The 19,136-nt window shown below is 35.1% G+C and carries 10 protein-coding genes and 1 riboswitch; of the genes, 6 read left to right on the plus strand and 4 right to left on the minus strand.

Features of this window, described 5'->3' with window-relative positions:
* The first annotated feature begins 158 nt into the window (after positions 1–158).
* The 4 genes from DW114_RS13890 to DW114_RS13905 all read left to right on the plus strand — a co-directional run bounded on the left by DW114_RS13890 (position 159) and on the right by DW114_RS13905 (position 9,853).
* Complete coding sequence (locus tag DW114_RS13890; RefSeq protein ID WP_117454339.1) at positions 159–5,471, plus strand: glycosyl hydrolase family 95 catalytic domain-containing protein; 5,313 nt, start codon at positions 159–161, stop codon at positions 5,469–5,471.
* Between the two features lie 271 nt (positions 5,472–5,742).
* The gene (locus DW114_RS13895; protein ID WP_117454340.1) at positions 5,743–6,585 is read left to right on the plus strand and encodes a PRD domain-containing protein; all 843 of its coding nucleotides are present in this window, start codon (positions 5,743–5,745) and stop codon (positions 6,583–6,585) included.
* Positions 6,586–6,590: 5 nt separating this feature from the next.
* Entirely contained in the window at positions 6,591–8,414 is a 1,824-nt protein-coding gene (locus tag DW114_RS13900; RefSeq protein ID WP_117454341.1) for a beta-glucoside-specific PTS transporter subunit IIABC, read from the plus strand.
* Positions 8,415–8,425: 11 nt separating this feature from the next.
* Positions 8,426–9,853 (plus strand): glycoside hydrolase family 1 protein, encoded by a 1,428-nt coding sequence (locus DW114_RS13905; RefSeq protein ID WP_117454342.1) that lies wholly within the window; start codon positions 8,426–8,428, stop codon positions 9,851–9,853.
* 56 nt (positions 9,854–9,909) lie between these two features.
* Here the strand turns inward: DW114_RS13905 and DW114_RS13910 are convergent, their stop codons facing one another.
* The 4 genes from DW114_RS13910 to DW114_RS13925 all read right to left on the minus strand — a co-directional run bounded on the left by DW114_RS13910 (position 9,910) and on the right by DW114_RS13925 (position 14,287).
* A complete protein-coding gene (locus DW114_RS13910; RefSeq protein WP_117454343.1) occupies positions 9,910–10,707 on the minus strand; it encodes a hypothetical protein in 798 nt (265 codons plus the stop codon).
* Positions 10,708–10,867: 160 nt separating this feature from the next.
* Entirely contained in the window at positions 10,868–12,337 is a 1,470-nt protein-coding gene (locus DW114_RS21755; protein ID WP_233509575.1) for an RNA-guided endonuclease InsQ/TnpB family protein, read from the minus strand.
* A gap of 179 nt (positions 12,338–12,516) precedes the next feature.
* Positions 12,517–12,744 carry a hypothetical protein gene (locus tag DW114_RS13920; protein ID WP_117454344.1) on the minus strand — a complete coding sequence of 76 codons (228 nt, stop codon included), beginning with the start codon at positions 12,742–12,744 and terminating at the stop codon, positions 12,517–12,519.
* 262 nt (positions 12,745–13,006) lie between these two features.
* Positions 13,007–14,287 (minus strand): amidohydrolase family protein, encoded by a 1,281-nt coding sequence (locus tag DW114_RS13925; protein WP_117454345.1) that lies wholly within the window; start codon positions 14,285–14,287, stop codon positions 13,007–13,009.
* Positions 14,288–14,621: 334 nt separating this feature from the next.
* Positions 14,622–14,723, plus strand: a riboswitch (purine riboswitch).
* A gap of 180 nt (positions 14,724–14,903) precedes the next feature.
* On the opposite strand from DW114_RS13925, the gene purE reads away from it, so the two are divergent.
* Positions 14,904–15,407 carry a 5-(carboxyamino)imidazole ribonucleotide mutase gene (gene purE, locus DW114_RS13930; protein WP_117454346.1) on the plus strand — a complete coding sequence of 168 codons (504 nt, stop codon included), beginning with the start codon at positions 14,904–14,906 and terminating at the stop codon, positions 15,405–15,407.
* Positions 15,408–15,438: 31 nt separating this feature from the next.
* Positions 15,439–19,131 carry a phosphoribosylformylglycinamidine synthase gene (locus DW114_RS13935; RefSeq protein WP_117454347.1) on the plus strand — a complete coding sequence of 1,231 codons (3,693 nt, stop codon included), beginning with the start codon at positions 15,439–15,441 and terminating at the stop codon, positions 19,129–19,131.
* Positions 19,132–19,136: the final 5 nt, after the last annotated feature.

A 19,136-nucleotide genomic window follows, 5' to 3' on the forward strand; every position in this document is an offset into this window, starting at 1 on the left:
TTGTGCGATAAATATATATAAAAAATAATATTAATATTTTAGAGATATAGTTTTATTTTACATATGGATTGCTTAATCATATCAGAAATACATACAAGTATTCTTTCATTTGTTATAATCCAATTTGAGAACGGTTACATTTAAGAGAGGAGAACATAATGAAAGGTATAACAAGATATGTAAAAAAAGCAGCGCCAAGTTTTTTATTGGCTTGTGCCATGGTATGCACATATATACCAGTAAGCAGTATGCGAATACTTGCAACAGATAATCAGACTACACCGGATTTAAAAATCAATTTTGATGAACCAGTGAGTGAGGGAACACTCATACCCGGAAGAAGCGGTGGTTTTAACACAACAGAGGAAAATGATCGATGGCAACAGTTATCTTTACCGATTGGCAATTCCAGAATGGGCGCCAATGTGTATGGTGAAATTAGCAAAGAGCACTTAACATTTAACCAAAAAACATTATGGACAGGCGGACCAAGTGATTCTCGCAAAGATTACAATGGTGGAAATGTCACAACCGTTGATGGAATGCCAATGGCAGACTATGTGAAAAAAGTCCAGGATATGTTTTTAAATGGTGACCCGGATGCTGCAAATGCTTGTGGAAAAATCGTTGGTAGTCATGATGGATATGGCTCTTATCAGGCATTTGGCGATATCTATTTAGATTTCGGTTTAAATGGGACACCATCTGATTATGAACGTGCATTGGATTTAAATGATGCGTTGGCAACTGTGGACTTTACATTAAATGGCACAGATTATCATCGTGAATATCTGGCAAGTTATCCAGATGATGTAATTGCGATGAAAGTAAGCGCAAAAGGTAATGATAAACTAAACTTTCATGTATCATTTCCTGTAAAAAATGAAACAAGCGAGAATTTACAAAAAGATGTTGTCACAACAGTGAAAGATAATACCATTGTCGTTCAAGGAAAAATGAAAGACAATCAGCTGAAGCTAAATGGACAATTAGCTGTAACAACACAGGATGGAAGTATAGAAGCAGCAGATGATCAATTATATGTAAAAAATGCATCAGAAGCAACGATTTTTGTAAGTGCATCAACGGACTATAAAAACGATTATCCTGCATATCGTACAGGAGAAAGTGATGATCAATTAAATCAACGTGTAAAAAATGTAATTGATGCAGCCGTAAAAAAAGGCTATGCTCAAGTCAAACAAACAGGAATAGAAGATTATCAGAATATATTCCAACGTGTTCATCTTGACTTAGGACAGACAATGCCAGATTTAACTACAGATGAACTATTGACTGCCTACAACAATGGAAATGCAGATGCAGGAAATCGCCGTTATATAGAAACTTTATTATTTCAATATGGCCGATATTTACAGATTTCTTCATCCAGAGGAGATGATTTACCTGCCAATTTACAAGGTGTATGGAATGATCGTGTAGGAAATGAAAACGAAGTTCCATGGGGCTCTGATTATCATATGAATGTAAATCTGCAAATGAATTATTGGCCAACGTATGTTACCAATATGGCAGAATGTGGCATACCTTTAATAAAATATGTGGATAGTCTTCGTGAACCAGGTAGAGTAACGGCTGAAACTTATTTTGGCGTAAAAAGTGACGCAGAACATCCGGAAAATGGATTTAGTGCACATACCCAGAATACACCATTTGGCTGGACATGTCCGGGCTGGGCATTCAGCTGGGGATGGTCACCAGCGGCAGTTCCTTGGATTCTTCAAAATTGTTACGAATACTACGAATACACGCAGGATAAAGAATTCTTACATAATGAAATTTATCCAATGTTGAAAGAAGAAGCTACATTATATAAACAAATATTACGGGAAGATCCTGAAACAGGCAGACTTGTGACAGTACCAGCGTATTCACCTGAACAAGGTCCATATACAGCAGGAAATACCTATGAACAATCACTGATCTGGCAATTATATAAAGACAGCATTGAAGCCGCAGAGGCATTGGATGTTGATCAGGATTTAGTAAAAGAATGGAAAGATATCCAGTCAAAATTAAACCCAATCGAAATCGGCGATAGTGGACAAATTAAAGAATGGTATAGTGAAACAACACTGGGAAGTGTTCCTAATACGGATTTACACCACCGTCATATGTCACATCTATTAGGCTTATTTCCTGGAGATTTGATCAATGTAGATAATGAAAAGTACCTGGATGCTGCCATTGTTTCTTTAACATCAAGAGGTGATGATGCGACTGGCTGGGGAATGGAACAACGATTAAATTCATGGGCACGTGTTGGTGATGGCAATCATGCATATGAAATTATCAAAGCATTCTTTAAAGCAGGTGCATATCAAAATCTTTGGGATGCACATCCACCATTTCAGATTGATGGAAACTTTGGCTATACTTCTGGTGTAGCGGAGATGCTCATACAAAGCAATATGGGATATATCAATTTATTGCCTGCATTAGCTGATGAATGGCAGGATGGACATGTGGATGGATTAGTTGCTCGTGGCAACTTTGAAGTAAGTATGGATTGGAAATCTTCCAATCTGTATAGTGCTTCCATCTTATCAAAGAGTGGAAACGAATGTACAATTGCATATCCAAATATTGATCAGGCAGTGGTAAAACATAATGGAGATATCGTAAAAACAACACAAAAAGATGGAAAAATCAGTTTCCAAACAGTCGCAAATGAAACATATACTATCGAAAATATTCCTAATCGACCTTTAAAAGCTGTGGAAAATGTAAAAGCTTATACAGATGGGAATAAAATACTCATTGACTTTGATGAAATGCCATCCGCAACACGTTATGATATTTATCAAAAAGATGAGAACGAACAATATAAAAAAATTGGTGAAACAGCACATGCACCATATCAAATGGATGGAAACAGTGGCTTTTATAAAGTCGCTGCTGTGGATACTGATGGTAGAAGTGGTACATTAAGCAAAGAAATAAAACCAGAGGATATCTATCATATCGTAAAAATGGATGATCGTGATCCAATGATAAATTATTCCTCTGGCTGGGGTGATTGGACAGATGGTGGACAGTATATGTCCACAGAAAAATACACAGACCAGGATGGAAGCTCTTTAGATTTCTATTTCTCAGGAAATGGTTTAAAAGTCATAGGCATGAAAGCTGGGAATACCCATACGTTTGACTTATATATCGATGGTAAAAAAGTAGGAGAAAACATAGATACCAATAGTACAGAAACATTGCGTCAACAAGTGTTTTATGAAGTGAAAAATCTTCCAGAAGGCATTCATCATGCACAGCTTGTAGTCACAAAAGCGAAGATTTCCTTAGATGCATTTGAAATACTCCGTCAAGGAAACCCAACAAATATGAGTATCATAAGTGATGATCAAATAGATCTATCTAAACAAACAAGTATTCCATTAAGCGTAATGACAACACCATCAGGAACAAGTGCAGGGGATATCACCTGGTCTGTGGAAAATGATTTAAAACTGCCTAGCAATATCGCAACCATCGATGAAAAGGGAGTATTAACATGTACACATCCAGGAACAATTATCGTCAAAGCGGAAGATAAAGAGCATCATTTATATGCACAGAAAACGATAGAAATCGTTATGCCACAGAATTGTGTAAAAGTAGATGATCGTGATCAAAGTATTACATATTCTGATGGCTGGACAACATGGGATGAAGGAAAACATGAGTTTGGCACAATCAGTGAAACAATCCAAAAAGGCAGCAGCTTCTCATTTGAATTTACGGGAAATAAACTTGCCTTATATTTCATGAAATTAGAAGCATCAGGTGGTTATGCTGGTGCGAATATCGATGTCATCATAGATGGTGTAAATCAAGGAACATTCTCTACTTTTACCAAAGTCAGTGGCAGTGAACCAAAAAGTAAAGTGTTTGAAAGTAAGCCATTATCTAATGAGAAACATAAAGTAGAAGTGGTTGTGAAAGATTGTCCAAGTGATGCTCCTGAAGGCAGTAAACCTAAAGTATCATTTGATTATTATGAGATTACGACAGAACCACAAAAAGCATTAAGTTATGATGCATTGAAGAAAGAAATGGAAACGTATTTGAATATGAATCTTGATGCTTATCAAGAAGAAAGTGTAAAGGCATATCAAGCAGCATTCCAAAATGCCTCTAAAATTTATGAAATCGCAGATACACAACAACAAATTGATGATGCGACATCTTTACTGGAAAAGGCAAAAAATGCACTACAGTTAGTGATTGATAAAACAAAACTGGCTGCGGAAATTGCGGAAGGCATAAAGCTTCAGGAAGATGATTATACACCAGACAGCTGGATAGAATTTAAAAAAGTACTTGAATCAGCACAGGGTGTATTGAAAAATGAACAGGCAGATCAAACATTGATCAATGATACATTAACAAGCCTTCAGAAGGCAAAAACATTACTTGAACCAAAACATACGCCCGTTCTTGATAAAACAAAATTACAAAAAGCACTACAATCCGCACTTGAAAAAGAAGCACAGGGTTATACAAAAAACAGTGTCACAAAGATGAGCTGGGAGCCTTATAAGAAAGCATATGAGGACGCAGATGCGCTGCTTCAAACAACAGAGGTTGAACAAAAAGTCATAGATGATACTGTTGAAAAACTTCTACAAGCTATGGATCAGTTAGAAAAACGAGCATCTTCAAATAGCTTATCAAAGCTTGGACAGATCACAAAAGAAGTAAAAGATTTAAATCAATCAAAAGATGAAGCAATAAATACAATGATTACATCAGCATATCAATTGAGCGCAAATCCAGAAAATGCCAGCGAACAGGCAGTATCTGATTTATACAAACAGCTACAACAGGCTCGCTCACAACTATTGATTCAACAGGCGAAAGCACAGGCTCAAGAGTTATTGCCATCATTATCTTCTCTTGTGAAAAATCAATACACAGTGGATAGCTGGAATGCACTAGAAGAAGCAAAAACACAGCTAGATAGCATTCTACAATCAGATAAAGCAACGCTAGATGAAATCAATACTGCTTATCAAAGACTATTTGATGCGAAAGAAAATCTGAAAGTAAAGGAGCTTAAGCCAGATACAGATAAACATGAATTGAATACAATCATTAAACAGGCACAAGAGCTTATCAAGAACCCTTCTATTTATACAGAAAAATCTTTAAAAGAATTACAGAATGCATTATCACAAGCTATCTTAATATCTCAAAATAATAAAACAAATGATGCTGAGGTAAAAACAGCTGTTACTAATTTACGACAGGCAATCAAACAACTTCAAAAACAAGAAGCAAATGCGGTTATGGATAAGGAACAAAAGAATGATAAACAAACAGAAGATAAAAATTCATCTTCCGTTGATACAAGCGATCATAGTCATGTTGTATTCTTCTCTTTCTTAACATGTGTAACAGGATTTGTTGTAATCAAAGGTATTAGAAAAAGTAAAAAAACGAAAAAATCTTAAAACAATATTGTGAAGGCTAATGATATATTAATTGTATGATTAGCCTTTCTTTTAGTATTTTATATCCATAAAAATACCATGGTAAATGGTAAATTAATTATGTAAGCGCTTGAAATAGAGCTTTTGTTTGATATAATGGATTTAGAAAAAAACTTCTATAGCAAGCTGCTATAGATTGAGTATGTTACTGATATGCAGGCAGAACTCAAATTACTTGGAATGGCTTTTCCTATGTAATTTGAGTTTTTTTCTGGAAAGGAGGAGCTGCAATATGAAAATCAGCCAGATATTGAACAATAATGTTGCTATCGTAAAGAGAGGATCAAATGAGATTATTGTATATTCCAAAGGCGTCGCATTTAAAAAGAAACCAGGACAGGAAATCACCAGTGAAGAAATACAGAAAACCTATGTACTGGATTCCCACGATAAACTGGAACACTTTAGCTTTCTTTTATCCAATACCAAAGATGAGTACTTGCAAATGGTAAATCAAATCATTGCCTATGGAGAAGAAAAACTAAAAACATGTGTATCTGATTATCTTTACTTAACATTATTGGATCATTTAGATTTCACAATTAAGCGCATCAAAAAGAATCAGTTTATTAAAAGTCCGCTTAGCTGGGAAGTCAAAAAGTTTTATCCAGAGCATTATCAAATTGGTTTATATGCAGTATCCATTATTCAGAAAACGATGGATATCGAGTGTCCTACAGATGAAGCTGTCGCAATTGCGCTTCATTTCATCAATCTGCAAAATGACACAAACAACGCAAATCATCAGATAAAAGCAATGGAAACAGTAAGAGATATTCTGGCAATTATCAAGTATCATTTTCATATAAACTTCGATGAAGATTCTATGAACTATATACGCTTAGTCACACACTTACAATACTTTGTGACAAGGTTGTTAAAACATGATGTATACGATTCAGATGAGCAAGAATTAAATAATCAAATCAGAAGTTTATATCCAGAAGCGTACAGTTGTGTAAACAAAATCAGAGTTTATGTACGCGATGCATTTCAAAGTGAATTAACAAATGATGAAGAAACATATCTTATGCTTCATATTCATCGTGTAACCCAAAGAGAAGAAAGGAATTAATTTATATGAAATATAAAGAATTTTGTGAACAGATCATTGAATTGGTTGGTGGAAAAAATAATATTGAAGCAGTTGTCCACTGTATGACACGTTTACGTTTTACATTAAAAGACAGAAATAAAGCAAAAACAGAAGATATCAAAGCATTGAAAGATGTCATTGATGTTGTATCCAATGAAGTAGCTTATCAGATTATCATAGGAACACAAGTAGCACAGATTCATGAAGAATTATTACAATTATTAGGAATGGAAACAAGCGTAGAAAAAAAGGTAAAAAAGAATCCTGTCAAAGCTGTACTTGATGTACTGTCAGAATGTATGAATCCAATTCTTGAACCTATGATGGCCGCAGGTATTATCGCAGGACTACTTTCTATTGTTTCATTAACTGGGTTAATTTCTCCGGAAAGTTCTACCTACTTCATTTATGATACACTTAGACAAGCTGTTTTCTATTTCTTGCCTGTTTATATGGCAATGGCTTTCGCAAAAAGATTACATGCAAGTCCTTATTTGGCAGTAACAATTGCTGTTACCTTATTATCAGTTGGTATCAATGGTGTTGAAGGGTTAAATGTATTTGGTATAAATCTTCCAACAATTACATATTCTAATTCATTCTTTCCAATATTGCTTGGCGTATGGTTTATGGGATATGTAACAAAAGCATTAGAAAAATTGATGCCACAAGCCTTACAATATTTCTTTAATCCAGTTTTAACACTTGTTATTTGTCTGCCTATTACTTTGGCTTTATTTGGACCTATTGGCACATGGTTAAGTGATTTATTGAATCTGGTATTCCAGTTCTTGATGAATACATTTGGAAATTGGAGCGCAGTCATGTTATATGCCGCATGCCAGCCATTCTTGATTATGATGGGCGCTGGAAACTTTATCATACCAATCTATATGAATTTCTATGCAACGCAAGGATATGATCCAATATTTACTTTAGCATGGATTGTATCAGATATTGCAGTGTGTGGTGCTGTACTTGGATACTTTTTCAAAGCAAAAGATGCAAAACAAAAACAATTATTTGGAACGACAGCTTTTAGTGCATTCATGGGAATTACAGAACCTGCTGTTTATGGAGTATTTGTGAAATATAGAAGACCATTTGTTGCTGTCATGATTGGTGGTGGTCTTGGAGGATTATTTGGTGGATTAATGGGCGTCAAATCCTATGCACCAGTAACATTATTTGGGATTACTTCTTTTATTGGAAACAATGAATATATGAATTTCTATTGTGCAGTAGGGGCAGTAATTATTGGCTTTATTGGGGCATTTATTGCTGCTTATCTATTGGGTATTCCACAAGAAGAACATGTGCAAGAAGAACCAAAACGTATGAACTCTACATTCACAAAAACCGAAATTGGTGTACCTGTCAAAGGCAGAGCGGTTGCATTGGCACAGGTAAATGATAAAGCATTCTCCACAGGCGCATTAGGTAAAGGCATTGCCATTCAACCAGAAGAAAATATCATTCATTCACCAGTAGAAGGAGAAGTTGTTAGCTTATTTCCTACAAACCATGCCATTGGTATCAAGACGTCTTATGGGATAGAAGTATTGATTCATATTGGTATTGATACCGTAGAATTAGAAGGAAAATATTTTGAAGGAATGGTAAAACAAGGAGATCATGTAAAGGTTGGAGAACCATTAATTAAAGCGGATTTTGAAGCAATTACAAAAGAAGGTTATGACACAACGGTGATTATGGTTATCACAAATACAGCAGATTATCTGGATGTGTTACCATCTACTGAAACGATATTTACAGGAAAGGAAAACTGTTTAACAGTGATTGTATAGAGGTGAATCATATGGAATTAAATGAAAACTTTTTATGGGGTGGCAGTATTGCGGCTCATCAATGTGAAGGCGCATGGAATGAAGATGGCAAAGGCTTGGCCATGATGGATGTTGCGACATCAGGTGATGTACACCATGACCGTTTGATTCATGATGAAAAACTCCCTGGATACACATATCCATCAGAAACAGGTATTGATTTTTATCATCGCTATAAAGAAGATATTGCGTTATTTAAAGAAATGGGATTTAAAACATTGCGAATATCTGTGGACTGGTCAAGAATCTATCCAAACGGGGACGATGAACAGCCTAATGAGAAAGGTATCCAATATTATCAAAACGTTGTCGATACATTATTGGAGAATGATATTGAACCAATTGTGACATTATATCATTTTGAAATGCCACTTGCGATTGTGAGAAAGTATGGCTCTTGGACAAATCGTAAAACCATTGATTTATATTTACGTTATTGTAAGACGATGTTTGAAGCATTAAAAGGCAAAGTACACTATTGGGTAACATTTAATGAAATGAATCATATTGATTCACAAATGGCATTATCAGATTTCTTTACATACTTTGTGGCAGGCATTAAATATTCTGAATTAGAAAATGCACCGCAAACACTTGCGACATGTGCTTACTATATGACAGTAGCAAGTGTCAAAGCGGTAAAACTAGCTCGTGAAATTGATGCGGACAATAAAATCGGGTGTGTGTTTGGATTAACACCTAATTATCCATACTCCTGTAACCCTGAAGATGTGATGTTATCTTTTAAACGAATGACACGTGATTTGTATCAGATAGATGCAATGTGTTATGGAAAATTTCCAGAATATAAATTGCATGAATATCAGCGTTTAGGTATACAGCTAGATGTAACTGAAGATGATAAAATGGCATTTAAAGAAGGTGTTTTAGACTTCCTTGGTATTAATTATTATGCATCTGAAGTCAGCATTGCCAAAGAAAAAGAAGACATGGAAAAAGCATTCTTTGGTGGTGTGAAAAATCCATATCTAAAAGATAGTGACTGGGGATGGTCGATTGATCCTACTGGACTTCGTTATTTATTAAATTTTATTGATAGAAGATATCAACTTCCTATCATGATTACAGAAAATGGGCTAGGTGCTGTAGATGTTGTTAGTGAGGATGGCAAGGTACATGATGATTATCGTATAGATTATTTAAAACAGCATTTGTCAGCTTTGAAAAAAGCAGTGATAGAAGATGATGTTAACTGTATCGGATACCTTATGTGGGGACCAATTGATTTAGTTAGTGCAACAACAGGTGAAATGAAAAAACGTTATGGTTTTATTTATGTAGATAAACACGATGATGGCACAGGTTCTTATGAGAGAATGCCAAAAGATTCTTTCTATTGGTATCAGCAAGTCATTCAAACAAACGGAAAAGATTTATAATGTAAATAAGAGCATGCTTGTAAATAACGCTAACAAACATGCTCTTATTCTATTCGTCAATTAAATAACAGGTTATCGTTGATTTTTCTTTCATCAGATGTTTTTAAAACATCATGCAAGTCAATGTTTTTAGAGGTATTGAAGTACTTCGCTTGATTCTGTACTTTTTGAATATTCATTAGGACTTTACTTATATCGGAGGAAGTAAGGTCTTTTTTTATAATATAGAGAAAAACAAGCTTTAAGCCTGATTTTCTCAGATTAATATCCTTAATATCGGATTGATTTACTAATTTTATGTTTTTAAGAACTTTTTCAAATAATCGTGTTGCAATATATGTTTGATCTGATTGATTAAGATTATTGATATAGGCGATAACATCATCGTTTTTACAGCCAAGACGCAATGTAGAGTTATCATAAATACCAATTATTTGGAATAAAATGATAAAGAAATCTTTCATCTGCAAGTGGATATGTATTTTTTCACAAAACGGTGTGATTACGTCAGCATAAGATTCTAAAGGCTGATTGAAAATTTGAAAGGTTGATAGGCTTAATAATAATTGTGCGCATTCTTTTTGGTAAGCATTATATTGTCGATAAAAATATGTTGCGGATTCTTGATTGTGACTGTTGATTTTGAGAACAGGTACTTGAGTAGCATTTAACTTGGCAATGACAGTTTCTGGCAATAAAGAAAAAGTAAGTCTAGTAACTACATTGCTTTGTATATATCTACTGTAAATTTTTTTACATGCATTTTTTTCACTATGTTTAAACTCATCTAAATATGTCAAAATGATTTTATTAGAAGTGATATTTCTTAATTTGATTTCATCATTATAAAACATGAATAAAGTTTTTAAACGTTGATAGCCATCGATGATTTCATAATGATCATCTTCATGATAAGTGGTGAACTACTCCCAGCTATAGAGCAGGGAGCTTCTGGCTTATCCATTATTTGTACAAGCTAGAATTTTTCGTATCTGTATCTGATCGTGTTTACGTTTAGATACACATGACTGGTACGTTCACTGTACCTCTATACCATCGCTCTTTGAGTTTTGGCTTACATGGATATACTTTTCTTATGATATTGCTTGCGCCATTGATATCTGCATTCATCAAGATACCTTCTTTACTTCTGTACAAGCCTCGTTTTATTCGCTTTCCACTGAATGTATATTCTTTTTCTTCTTCGCCATAACAAGGTATTTGATCCTCGTCTATACTGCTGGCTTTGGATGTATAGCTTTCTTCTGTTATCATTACTTTGATACCGACTGCTTCTGCTTTATACTTGATCATTTTGATGAATTTCTGAAATGGCATCTGTACAAAATTCTGATTGTTTTTCTTGCCTAGATTGATGTTCTGTTTCCAATCCGTATTGTTTCCGATCACGATGACTTCAACGTTTTCTTCCATACATGTATCAACGATCTTTCTTGATTTCTTATGCATGAAATCATCCATTTGATTGTTGCGTCTTCTTGTTTCGCGTTTCATCCTTTTTGTTCTGATATGAGTTTCCTGTTTCTTGCCTTTCAACTGTTCAGACTGTAAATGTGCCATGACTTTATTGTATCTTTGATTTACTGACTTTGCTTTACCGCCTTTTACGATGACTGGCTGATGCCCTGTAGTGAAAGCGATACTTGCTAAGTTGTTGACACCGATATCGATACCTGCAATTCTTTCTGCTGTTTCTACATCTACAGTATCTTCTACAGCTTTGATCTCATATACGATCTCCATAACGATATGATCTTCTTCTGGCACCAAACGTATCTGTTTAAAGTCCTTGTCCATCATATCTAATTTCCCGATATAGAATCTATCACTTGGAAAGCCATACTTTTTCACTATTTTAGGGAATTGGACATAACCACCTTTCTTATCTTTTCTGATATAACAGGATTGATTGGTAAAGGTCGCAGTTTTATAACCATTTTTATCAGCATAATTTGGTATATGTGGTTTAGCTTTTAAGCTTGTTGGATCGTTACGATATTTCTTTTGATTTTTGAAAAAACTATTCCAGTCACGCATCAACATCCTCAATACTTGTTGAGCTACATGAGAGTGCAATGCACGATAGTCTACTTGATTCATTACTTTGAACAGACCATCCAAAAGCTCATAGAAAACGAATCTATTTCCCTCATTGATTTTCGAGAACATTTTACCTGGCTTTTTCTTCTTCTGTTTCGTTTTCTTATCGTACAATCGTATTTCATTTAATTGATCAATGACACTGTTGAGATCATTGATTACTTCTACTTCATTAGGAAACCTATCCTGAGGAGATTTGATAGCGCCACTATAAGCATTACGGATATAAAACATTCCAATATTATAGAGGTTTTTCGCAAGATGAGTCACAAGTAGAAATGGTTCATAAAACGTATGAGTAGGCTTTATAATACAGCGAAAGACACGGTAATTCTTATCATCATGTTCTTTTTCTTTAACCATGTAAGCACCTCTTTTCTATTTTGTAATTAAGCTAATAATAGCACAAAAAGAGGAGAAATGCTTACAAAGATTATGTGGAATATTGTGATAGAAAAAAAGCAGAAACAAGAAGAAAAAAAGACAAGAACTTTTTATATTGCTGCATTCACGCCCAAAGGGTGCACAGCGTGTATTCCAACTTACTTGTCGCCATTGAAGTTGGAGTCTTTTGCCTGTTTTTGGATAAAAAGATTGAAAGATAGACCTTGTAAAAGGGCTTGAAGGAATTCTTCTACCATGGCAGAAGTCCAGCAATATGGGCGATGATAATTTGCATCTAAGTCACATGTTCCTTGCACAATATCCTCTATTAGATTCTTTAGTGGAAGTATTGTTGTAAAAACCTGTGTAGTATCGACTTTACTCATTTCTTATGACACGTCCTTTCTTTTGGGAGAAGTCTAAGTTTACTGTTTTATAATTAGCTAGTTTAGTTATATCACTTTTGTTTAAATCATCAAAGGAATATTTGATTGAAAATTAGAGTTTATTTATTTTATCACGATTTATTTTTTAGAATCTAAAAATTTTACAAAAATATCGAATGTTTTTTTAGAATCTAATTTTCAAAATGAAAAAAAGGTAATTTAAGTAGTCCTATAAAATAAAAGAACGGCATTCACCGTTCTCCTATAAAAACTTATCCAATTCCTGTTCGATTTCAGGATCTTTTTTGACTTTTGGCTGATCAATGATCTTGCCTTGCGTCACAACCATTTCAATATCTCTCAACGCTGTTAAATCATCTAGTGGATTATTTGCTGTTACAACAAAATCAGCACACTTACCTGGTTCAATAGAGCCAGTTATATTTCCTATGCCCGCAATCTGTGCGTTTCGTTTTGTGGCAGTATATAACGCAAATGTATTCGATACATCACAATATTTATGGAAGTAATATAGTTCTCTCCACATATCATAATGCGTAACGTAAGGACATCCAGTATCTGTACCTAATCCTACAGGAATATCGTTTTCTAAACATGCCTTTGCACAGTTGATGATACCCTCAAATACAATATTTCCATTATATTGTTCCATCTCTGTAGCATGAGAAATAGAACGATCGAATAATGCATAAGGCAAGGCAGGTGATAAGGTTGCGACCTGACATGCGTGGCGTTCTTTAAACAAGGAAAGGATTGTTTCATCTGGCTGTGCACCATGTTCAATGGTATCAACACCATTTTCTAATGCAACACGTACCCCTTCAGGGCTTTCAACGTGGGCGGCGACTTTTAAACCAAGATGATGTGCTTCCTCACAGGCAGCCTTTACATATTCTGCTGGCATTTTTAATTCACCAGGTTCACCTTTTGCTTTCGCATCCAAAACACCACCGGTAATCATTAATTTGATTAAATCAGGATGATCCTCTGCTATTTTTCTAACATATTGTACAGCTTCATCAGCGCTATTTGCGATATAGGCCAAAGAACCAGCCATATGACCATCAGGTACGGATATCGCATAATTACTTGCCAATACACGAGGACCAATCATTTTACCAGCGTTGATTTTATTTCTGATTTCTGTATCATAATTCTTTGCGCCACCAACAGTACGAATGGTTGTGACGCCACTCATCAATTCCATTTTGGCATATTTTTCACAGATTTTTTTGATAGCAATTAATACAATTGGATTTTTCGCAAGCTTTTTGATACGTTCACCATTATCTACACCTTCTTTTACAGGTTTTCCACTGCCAGGTAAGTGTACATGTAAATTAATTAATCCAGGCATGATATATTTACCTTTTAAATCAATTTTCTGATAGGTGTTTAGATCAGTATCTTTATCTACAATTCCCAATATTTTATCATTTTCTGTAAGAATGACTTTTCCTTTTTGAGGTACCATATCTTCGCTGCCATCCAGGATAATTCCATTGATATAAGCATATTTCATTTTAACTCCTCCTTACATGTATCTTTTTATTATTGTAACCCTTTTCATTGACTGAGGCAATGTATACTTGCATGTAGAAAATTAATTTTATGAATATATGCATTTTTTTAGATATGATATTTTTTAAGAAGTGATACAACAAATTGGCGAGAAGGATGTTTATTGGTAGATATAATTTTTGATGAAAAGATGAAAATTGTACTTGTATGATTTGAAAAAAACGATAATATATAAGGAAAAGTTGTAAAAATAGAAAAGAACAGAAAAAGAATAGAGAAATTCCAAAGAAATGTAACTTTTATGCTTGTAATAAAACAGGAAGTTTAGTACAATACTTATGTATTGACTATTAGCTTGTATATATGCCGTAATATGGACGGCAAGTTTCTAGCCGCTAACCGTAAATCTGCGGGCTACAAGCAAACAATTACTCTTTCTTTTTGTTCGAAGGCGTATTTGTTTGCGTATGCAGGCAAATACGTCTTTATTATTATAGGAGGTCTTACTTATGGTCTTAAGAAGATGCGCTATATTAATACAATTAAATAACTGTTTTTAGTGTACATATTGGTAAGATAGGCAATATGTATTTTTTATTTTATAGGAGGAAAAGCAAATGAGCGAAAACAGAAAACCAATCGTCAGTATCGTCATGGGAAGTCGTAGTGACTTACCTACAATGGAAGCTTGCTTCAATCAGTTAAAGGAATTTGATATTCCATTTGAAGCACATGCATTAAGTGCACACCGTACACCAGATGAAGTCATTAAATTAAGTGAAGGTGCGAAAGAACGTGGAATCAAGGTGATCATCGCAGCTGCAGGTGGTGCTGCTCACTTAGGTGGTGTATTAGCTAGTTCTACAACACTTCCAGTTATTGGTGTTCCTATTCAGACAAGTGCTTTAGGTGGTATGGATTCATTATTATCTACTGTACAGATGCCTGGTGGAATTCCTGTCGCAACTGTTGCGATTGGTAAAGCTGGGGCTAAAAATGCCGCAATTCTTGCTGCCCAGATGATTGCATTAAGTGATGAAACATTAGCTGAAAAACTAGATGCATTCAAAAAATCTATGGCAGATAAAGTAAAAGCTGATTCTGTAATTGAAGTTGAATAATATATATCCAATATATAGAAAGGTGAAAAAGATGGACTATCGTGTATTTGTAAAGAAAAAAGAAGCCTTCCGTGTTGAAGCAAAGTCTTTATTTCATGAATTAAAACAGAACCTGAATCTGAATGGATTAACAGGTGTAGAACTGTACAATGTGTATGATGTATTCCATGGGGATGATCATGATATGGCATTGTTGAAGGAAAAAGTATTGAGTGAAGTTGTTACCGATGAAGTTTATGATGATGTTGATTTAACAGGTAAAACTTATATAGCTTATGAATGTTTACCAGGTCAATATGATCAGCGTGCAGATAGTGCACAACAGTGTTTAATGCTGTTAAATAACAAGCAGGACGTAGTGATTAAGAGTGGACGTATTGTTATTCTTGAGGGTAATGTAAGTGAAGAAGAAATCATCGGTATTAAAAAATATCTGATTAACCCTGTGGAAATGCGTGAAAAAGATTTAAATATCTTAGGTTATGAAGAAGATGTTGAAATTGAAGCAGTTCCTGTCATTACAGGTTTCTGTGATATGGATGATGCAGCATTACAGGCATTGATGGATAAAGAAGGCCTTGCAATGACACTGGCTGATTTAAAGCACGTACAAAATTACTTCAAGAATGAAGAAAAACGTGATTTAACAATGACAGAATTAAAAGTATTGGATACATACTGGTCTGATCACTGCCGTCATACAACATTTGAAACCATCTTACAAAATGTGAAGTTTGAAGCTGGTTCTTTACAGGAAACCATTCAGAAATCATACGATTTATATTTGAAATTAAGAAATGATGTACATGGTGGAAAGAAAGTCATGACATTGATGGATATGGCAACCATTGCTGGTAAATACCTGCGTAAAAACGGGAAACTGGATGATATGGAAGTCAGTGATGAAATCAATGCTTGTTCTATCGAAATCACAGTCGATGTTGATGGTGAAGATCAGACATGGTTATTGATGTTTAAGAATGAAACACACAATCACCCTACTGAAATTGAACCATTTGGTGGTGCCAGCACATGTATTGGTGGTGCAATCCGTGACCCATTGTCAGGTCGTAGTTATGTATATCAGGCAATGCGTATCACTGGTGCAGGTGATATCACAAAAGATATCAAGGATGCACTTCCTAACAAACTGCCTCAATCAAGAATTTCAAAAGGTGCTGCTGCCGGTTATTCTTCTTATGGTAACCAGATAGGTTTGGCAACAACTTATGTAAAAGAAATTTATAATGATGGATATGTCGCAAAACGTATGGAGGTTGGTGCTGTTGTTGGTGCCGCTCCAAAAGAAAATGTTATCCGTAAATCTCCTGAAAAAGGCGATATCGTTGTATTGATTGGTGGCGCTACTGGACGTGATGGTGTTGGTGGAGCGACTGGTTCTAGTAAAGAACACAATGATACATCTTTAACAAAATGTTCTAGTGAGGTGCAGAAAGGTAATGCACCTATGGAAAGAAGATTACAGCGTTTATTCCGTAATCCAGAGGCTACTCGCCTGATCAAAAAGGCAAATGACTTTGGTGCAGGTGGTGTCAGCGTTGCTGTTGGTGAGCTTGCGGATGGATTAAAAATTGACTTAGATAAAGTACCTGTAAAATACAATGGGTTATCAGGTACAGAGCTTGCGATTTCTGAATCTCAAGAACGTATGGCAGTTTTAATCGAAGCAGATAAATTTGAAGAATTTAAACAATTAGCATATGAAGAAAACTTAGATAGTGTAATCGTAGCGGAAGTAACTGATGAAAATCGTTTGGTTATGAGTTTCCATGGAGAAGAAATCGTGAATATCTCACGTGATTTCTTAAATACCAATGGTGTTCGTGGTTTACAGGATGTTCTTGTGAAAGAAGGTCTTGTGGATAATAACCCATTTAAATCAAACGTGAACAATATTAAAGATGATTTGAAACAGCCAAATGTTGCTTCACAGATTGGTTTAGCTGAAATGTTTGATGCATCAATTGGTAAATCAACGGTATTGATGCCATTTGGTGGTAAATATCAGTTAACAGAAACAGAAGGTAGTGTACAGAAACTTCCAGTCTTTGGTTTTACAAATACATGTTCTATCATGACACATGGATATAACCCTGAAGTATCTTTATATTCTCCTTATTTAGGGGCTGCTTATTCTGTAGTAGAAGCACTTGCCAGAGTCACTGCATTGGGTGGTAACTGGGCAACTTGTCGTTTAACAAACCAGGAATACTTTGAACGTTTACATACAGATCCTGAAAAATGGGGTAAACCTATGCAGGCATTGTTGGGATTGATTGAAGCAGAAATGGCATTTGAAACACCAGCCATTGGTGGAAAAGACTCTATGTCAGGTACCTTCAATGAAATTTGTGTACCTCCAACATTGATTACGTTTGCAGTCACAACTGATAAGACAGAGAATATTATTTCTTCAGAATTAAAGGGTGAAGGCAACTATCTGTATTTGGTAAAACATACACCAAAAGAAAATATGGTGCCAGATTATGAACAGTTGAAAAACAACTTCAATAAAGTGCGTGCACACATCCTGAATAAGGATATCGTATCTGCTGCAACTGTGAAGTTTGGTGGTATTGCTGAAGCATTATGTAAGATGAGTTTTGGTAATAAAATTGGTGTAGATGTCACAAGTGATGAAGATATGTTCTCCATTTCTATTGGTTCTATTATCGTGGAAACAAGTGCGCCAATCGAAGATGCTGATTTCATTCTGTTAGGAAAAACTACTGCAGATCACAACATTCATATCAATGAAGAAACGATTGATATTGATGAAGCAATTGATGTATGGTGTGAACGTTACAACAAGATTTATCCAATGACTGTAGATCAGGATGGTGAAAAAATCACAACACCTGAATACAATAGTGAAACACATGCAAAAGCTCATCAAACATATGATAAGCCAAAAGTTATCATTCCTGTATTCCCTGGGCAAAACTGTGAATACGACACAAAACAACAATTTGAACGTGCAGGCGCAGAAGTAGAAATTGTTGTATTCAATAACCTGAATGTAGAAAGCATTGAACATTCTTTGAATGTATTAAGTGAAAAGATTGCCACAGCACAGATCTTGATGATCGTTGGTGGATTCTCTAGTGGAGATGAACCAGATGGCAGTGGTAAGTTTATCGCAAATGTATTAAGCAATCCAAAAGTGAACAATGCCGTACAGACACTGCTTAAAAATGATGGATTGATCTTAGGTATCTGTAATGGATTCCAGGCATTGATTAAATCTGGTTTATTACCATATGGTGATATCGAAAGCCTGAATGCAGATTCTCCAACATTGTTTAGAAACAATATTAACCGTCACGTATCACACATCGCAACTACAAAAGTCACAAGCAATAAATCACCTTGGTTATCAAGCTTTAAACCAGGAGATTGCCACAGTATTGCGGTATCTCATGGAGAAGGTAAGTTTGTCGCAAGTGATGAAGTGATCGCAAAACTGTTTGAAAATGGTCAGGTCGCAACACAGTATGTTGACTTAGATGGTGATCCTACTATGAATGGCGCATATAACTTAAATGGTAGTTCTTATGCAATCGAAGGTATCACAAGTCCTGATGGACGAATCTTCGGTAAGATGGGACACAGTGAACGTTATGAAGAGGGATTGTTTAAAAACATCGAAGGTGAAAAACTTCAGAATATCTTCAAGAACGGTGTAGATTACTTCAAAAAATAAGGAGG

Source organism: Absiella sp. AM09-50 (assembly GCF_003433845.1).
GTDB classification, from domain to species: Bacteria; Bacillota_I; Bacilli_A; order Erysipelotrichales; family Erysipelotrichaceae; genus Hoskinsella; species Hoskinsella hominis.